This window comes from Candidatus Phyllobacterium onerii (assembly GCF_028331445.1).
Classification (GTDB): Bacteria; Pseudomonadota; Alphaproteobacteria; order Rhizobiales; family Rhizobiaceae; genus Phyllobacterium; species Phyllobacterium onerii.
This window is the reverse complement of the sequence record NZ_JAQMHX010000020.1, coordinates 63,061-69,118: the sequence shown is the minus strand read 5'-3', so window position 1 is coordinate 69,118 and position 6,058 is coordinate 63,061. Positions and strand designations below refer to the sequence as shown.

Below are 6,058 nucleotides of genomic sequence, written 5' to 3'. Positions count from 1 at the left end.
AGCCGCTGAACACTTTTCAACATACTCGGATCGTCCTCCACGACAGCAATCGTCCATGGCAGCTTTTCCACCTGATCCTCTTTTCAGCCGGTACATCGGCTTTGGATGATATGGCTGAAGAACGACGTCGTATACTGTCCTAAGGGGAAGAGCATCAAGCGCGGCGCATTGGCTTGGGCGAAATATCCGTGGACATTGAGCAGCCGCTGAACACTTTTCAACATACTCGGATCGTCCTCCACGACAGCAATCGTCCATGGCAGCTTTTCCACCTGATCCTCTTTTCAGCCGGTACATCGGCTTTGGATGATAGGGCTGAAGAACGACGTCGTATACTGTCCTAAGGGGAAGAGCATCAAGCGCGGCGCATTGGCTTGGGCGAAATATCCAACAATCCCATTCTCTCGGCGATCGACACCGCTTCCGCCAGCGACTTGGCCCCCAGTTTTTCCATGACGCAGTGCCGGTGCGCCTTGACGGTTCGCTCCGACGTGCTGATGGCGTAGGCGATTTGCTTGTTGCGTTTTCCTCGGACCATTTGACAGAACACCTCGGATTCCCGCGGGGTCAAGCTGGCCACGAGAGCTTCTAGAGCATGGACGCGGTCATATTCCGCACGCCGCCTTTCGTTCTGCAGCAGGGCTCGATCGATCGCCTCCTTCAGTGCCTCTCCTGAAGCTGGCTTCTCCAGGAAATCTTCGGCACCGGCCTTGATAGCGCGCACGCCGGCCCGGATGTTGCCCTCGCCGGTGAGATAGATGATCGGCAGCAGCGGCGCTGTTTCGGCAAGACGCTCTTGCAAGGCGCTACCGCTCAAGCCGGGCAATTGGAGGTCGAGGACAATGCAACCCGGTTCCGGAGTCGGCAACGCTGTCAGAAACTGGTCGCCCGACTCATAGAACGCCACGCGGAAGCCATATGATGCGATCAATCGGCCCAGCGCAGTTCGAAACGAGTCGTCGTCGTCGACGATGTGAATGATGGGAGTCATGTGACGCACCCGCTTCGCACGAGAGGCAGGTTGAAACGAATGACAGCGCCACCCTCGGGATTGTTGCCGGCCCATATCTTGCCTGCATAGGTTTCGACGATCATCCGCGCGATGGAAAGACCAAGGCCCGTTCCCGTCGGCTTGGTCGTATAAAATGGATCAAAGACGCCGACGAGCTGTTCGCCGGGAATGCCATCTCCGGTATCCGAAATCGACAGCTCAACCTTGGATCCCTTGGTCAGCCGGGTCTGGAACATCAGCCTTCTCTCGGTCGACGTCACGTCGAGCATGGCATCCATCGCATTGGTGGCGAGATTGAGAATGACTTGCTGGATATGGACCCTGTCGGCCCGCACCCGCAATTCGTCCGTTGCGCCACTGCAACTGATCACGATGCTTCGCCGCTCGGCCTCCGGGCGGAGGATTTTGATCGCGCTCTTGATCACCTCGTTGAGGTCGAATTCCTGCCAGTCGATGTCACTGCGCTTTTTCAGCAGTCCCCGCAGCCGCGTGATGATGTCACCGGCCCGCTGGTCGTCGTCTTTTATGTCGACAAGGATCTGCTTGATCAGATTGAGATCGGGTGTCTCGCCCCGAAGCAACAGCTCGCCCGCCTCGGCGTTGCTGCGGATCGCGCCGAGCGGCTGGTTGAGTTCATGCGCGATCGAGGCGGTCAACGCGCCGGCCGTCGCGGACTGGTTGAGATGCACGAGTTCGAGGAGACGGACGCGCAATTCCAGTTCCGCGGCGCGGCGGCGGCGGCGTTCGACAAGCAGGCCGGCAATCACGACACCTTGCGCCGCGATGACGGCGATTGTGGTGAGTACCGCCAGCCAGTGCTCTTCCCAGAGCGTTTTGTTCTTGAACCATTGGACAGTTCCCGCGGGGAGATCGCTTTCCGACAACCCCCAACGCTTCAGTTGTCTCGCATCGGCAATATAGATCGGCGCAGCGTCGACACTGACAATCGGGTTTCCGGCAATCGCATCGAGGGCGAGGTCTGCAACGGCCAGACCCAGAGACTCGAAAGTGACCATGTTGCCGCCGACGATGCCGTGATCGATATAAGTGGGATAAGGTCCGTAGATTGGTGCGCTAGCCGTTGCCGCAATTTGCCTGATGGCCTCGCGTGGAATGAAGTTACGGCCGGTGCTGTCCTTAAAAATAGTCAGGGCTAGAACGATGCTGTCCGGGGGAAAGCGAGCGGCACGCTGGACGAACTCGTCGATGGTCACGTTCTCGAGGTAGGTGGTTTCATAGTTCTTGGCCAAATCCGCAAGGTCGGCACGCGCCGTTGCAAGCCACGCGCGGTCCAAATCCGCCGATCCCCCGATAATGAAGAGATGCCGCGCCTTCGGCTGCAGGCCGCGGGCCATCTCGAGCGTCTTTACTATGTCATCCTTGTTGAAGACTCCGATCACATCGCCCGGCAAGTGTATGTTCCCGGCGGTGGATCTGCTGAGGCCGGTGGTGACGATACGCGCACCTGGAGCGACGGTGTTGCGGTGGGTGGCAATGAAGCTCGCCGATTCGTCACTGAGCGCAATCACCACATCCGGCCGACGGTCGCGATACTTGTCGGTGAGGAAGTGCGCCATTTTCTCGACATGGGCTTTCTCCGGAAATCTTGTGAGGTCGAGAAATTCCGAGAAAATATCGACCTTGCCCGCGGTCCCTTCCCGCAGCCGGTTTCGCACTGCTTCTCCCGCTTCGGTCGTTGCCGCTATTCGTTCGTCGTAAGGATAAAGAATAAGGACACGGGGCACCCGGCCCACGATCTCCATCGAGACGGCCTGTCCAGCGGGCAGTATCGGGAGAACCAGGAAAAAAAACGCGGCCGAGGACCCGACAATCCGGCTCGATCGAACCTTCCAATTGCACACCATGAACGTTCTTGCCCCCAACAAGACGGACCCATAGTAACAGATTGAGCCGAGGACGGTATCAGTGGAAGTATGTAGGTGATCCCACGGGAATGCCCGCTCCGACGTGCGCCCCGGATGGTCGTCGAATTGACGGCCCACGGGCGACGTTCCTTATTGCCTGGCGTTGTCTCGTTTGCCCTTAAGTACAATATCGCTGCGCACGGCTCTTTCGTAGGATCCCGTCGACCTGCGCAGCGGGAGGCGTGTGGGCTTGGAATTTTGACGATAGTTCTGGCTTGAGCATCAGGGTCAACACGTTGGTCGCGACGTGCACTGTCATGTCCTGCGCTCCATCAATCACCTCGTTCGAACGATGTCAGGCTGGAAGCTTCAAACGGAGGAACTGGCAAATGAACGGCAAATTCTTGAATTACGGCCTTGGCGCATTGACCGCCGCGGCCCTTCTCCTGGGCAGCAGCGCGCTTGGGCCTGCAGAGGCGCAGGACACGCAAAACAAGCCCAACATCCTTTTCATCATGGGTGACGACATCGGCTGGATGCAGCCCGGTATTTATCACCGCGGCCTGATGGTCGGGGAAACGCCCAACATCGATCGCATCGGTAATGAAGGTGCGATGTTTACGACCTATTATGCCGAGCAGAGCTGCACGGCAGGGCGCAACGCGTTCCTGACCGGGATGCACCCGCTGCGCACGGGCATGATCCCGCCGCAGCTGCCGGGCAGTCCCTCTTACCTCAAGCCTGGAACGCCGACTTTGTCATGGTTCCTGCGTGACCTCGGGTACAACACCGGCGAGTTCGGCAAGAATCATTTGGGCGATCACACGGACTCCCTGCCGACGGCTCACGGTTTCCATGAGTTCTGGGGCTATCTCTATCACCTCGACGCCATGCAAGGCGTTAGCTTCCCCGACATCAACAAGACACCGACCGAGCAGACGGTTGCACCGCCCTGCAAGAACACGCCGATCCCCGGCCTTACTGAAGATCCAGCGGCCGTTGATCCCAAGACAACAATCTGCCTGACACCGCCGCGTCCGATGCTGGCCTGCAAGTCCTCCGACGGCACTGCCGCCAACCAAACCTGCAAGGACGAGGGCCCGCTGACGCTGGAACGCTCGAAGACGGTTGACGAGGAAATCTCCAGCCACCTCATCGATTTCCTCGACCGCAACGACCCGAAGAAGACCAACAAGCCGTTCTTCGCCTGGTACAATCCGGCCCGCATGCACGTCACTACAGTTCTGAACGACAAATACATGGGCATGGTGGGCGAACCCGGCGGCAAGGACTGGGGCGTCAACGAGGCCGGCATGAAGCAGATGGACGACAATATCGGTTACGTGCTCAAGAAGCTGGAGGAGATGGGACAACTCGACAACACCATCATCGTCTTCACCACCGATAACGGCGCGGAAACCATCACCTTCCCCGACGGGGGCACAACCCCGTTCAAAGGCGGCAAGCTGACCACTTGGGAAGGCGGAATGCGTGCCCCGATGGTCGTGCGCTGGCCAGGTCATATCGAGCCTGGAACCGTGAAGAACGACATCTTTGCTTCGCTTGACTGGCTGCCTACCCTGGTCGACATCGCCGGTGGTCCAAAGGCCAACGAACTGAAGGCACAGGTCGAAAAAGGCACCTATCCCGGTATCGTCAAGACGACGCTCGACGGCGTCAACCAGCGCGATTTTCTTGAAGGTAAATCGGATAAATCCGCCCGCGACACGTTCTTCTATTATTCGGGCAAGGACCCCTCCGCCGTCCGCTACAAGAACTGGAAGATGTACTTCGCGATGGTGTCCGATTCACCGGAGGGCTTCCTCAACGGCGTGGTTCCCTACCACTGGACCCAGGTCGTCAACATCAAGCGCGACCCGTTCGAAACCTCGGTCGGGCAGCAGATCAAGACGCTCATGGGCCAAGGCGGCACGCTTGCCGGCCCCTTGACCGCCTACATCTACGACTGGAACCTCCTGCCTATCGGCCAGGTGTTGTGGTTGAAGGAGCTGCAAAGCTACGTCGACTTCCCGCCGATGCAGGACCCTGCGAGCTACAATCTCGAACAGGTCGTCCAGCAGGTGAAGCAAATGAGTGCCGAACGCCGCGCCGGCGAATAACGAGAACGGCAGCGGACGGCCTCGGGCGTCCGCTGCCTCGACCCCATTTGTGATGGAGAACATCTCATGTTGTCGCCCAACGCACTCTTAAAGCCCATACTGACTGGTGTTCTCATCCTGCTGGCTGTCGCAACGGCGCAGGGTCAGACGGATCCGCTGCCGTCGTGGAACGACACGGCACCAAAGGCTGCCATCGTCGAGTCGTCAAGAAGGTGACCACAGAGAACACACCCGACTTCGTCGCCGAGCCGGAACGCATCGCCGTGTTCGACAATGACGGCACCTTGTGGGTCGAGCATCCGATCTACACTCAGCTCGCTTTCGCCCTTGACCGGGTAAAGGCCGAGGCCGCATCGCATCCGGAATGGAAGGACACACAGCCATTCAAGGCGGTGCTTGAGGGCGATATGAAAACCCTTGCCGCAGCCGGCGAAAAGGGGCTGTTGGAACTCATCATGGCGACGCACGCCGGAATGACCCACGAGGAGTTCCAGACGATCGTCACCGACTGGATGGCAACCGCGCGTGATCCGCGATTCAAGAAGCCCTACACCGAGCTCGTCTACCAGCCGATGCTCGAACTCCTTACCTATTTGCGCGCCAGCGGCTTCAAGACCTTCATCGTCTCGGGTGGCGGCATCGAGATGATGCGGCCATGGACGGACAAGGTCTATGGCGTCCCGCCCGAACAGGTCGTCGGCTCGTCGATCAAGACGCAATTCGAGATGAAGGATGGCGCGCCGACCTTGATGCGGCTGCCGCAAGTCAACTTCATTGACGATAAGGCCGGCAAGCCCGTTAGTATCAACGAGCACATTGGCCGCCGTCCTATCGCAGCCTTCGGCAATTCCGATGGCGACCTTGAGATGCTGCAGTCGACGACTTTGGGCGACAAACCCGGTTTCGGGATGATTATCCACCACACCGATGTGGAGCGCGAATATGCCTACGACCGCAATACGGAGTTCGGTCGCCTCGACACGGCGCTTGATGCGGCCGCCGTCAACCAGTGGGCCGTTGTCGACATGAAGGCCGACTGGAAACAGTCTTTCCCGAAAAGT

Annotated in this window: 3 protein-coding genes and 1 pseudogene; 2 read left to right on the top strand and 2 right to left on the bottom strand. The window is 58.9% G+C overall.

From position 1 onward, the window contains the following. Positions 1-355 precede the first annotated feature (355 nt). Both PHA01_RS26855 and PHA01_RS26850 read right to left on the bottom strand, forming a co-directional pair. Positions 356-991, bottom strand: coding sequence for a response regulator transcription factor (locus PHA01_RS26855; protein WP_271899329.1), 636 nt, complete (start codon positions 989-991; stop codon positions 356-358). Next, positions 988-2,775: a sensor histidine kinase gene (locus tag PHA01_RS26850; RefSeq protein WP_271899328.1), complete on the bottom strand. Its 1,788-nt coding sequence runs from the start codon at positions 2,773-2,775 to the stop codon at positions 988-990. The genes PHA01_RS26855 and PHA01_RS26850 overlap by 4 nt, the downstream gene beginning before the upstream one ends. A 491-nt stretch (positions 2,776-3,266) precedes the next feature. On the opposite strand from PHA01_RS26850, the gene PHA01_RS26845 reads away from it, so the two are divergent. Together PHA01_RS26845 and PHA01_RS26840 are read left to right on the top strand one after the other, a co-directional pair. After that, entirely contained in the window at positions 3,267-4,997 is a 1,731-nt protein-coding gene (locus PHA01_RS26845; protein WP_271899327.1) for an arylsulfatase, read from the top strand. Positions 4,998-5,063: 66 nt separating this feature from the next. Next, a pseudogene (locus PHA01_RS26840) lies at positions 5,064-6,049 on the top strand (HAD family hydrolase); the annotation flags it as partial. Positions 6,050-6,058 lie beyond the last annotated feature (9 nt).

Coding starts and splice junctions, on each gene's coding strand:
- PHA01_RS26845 (WP_271899327.1), top strand. CDS start 3,267: ATGAACGGCAAATTCTTGAATTACGGCCTTGGCGCATTGACCGCCGCG.
- PHA01_RS26855 (WP_271899329.1), bottom strand. CDS start 991: ATGACTCCCATCATTCACATCGTCGACGACGACGACTCGTTTCGAACT.
- PHA01_RS26850 (WP_271899328.1), bottom strand. CDS start 2,775: ATGGAGATCGTGGGCCGGGTGCCCCGTGTCCTTATTCTTTATCCTTAC.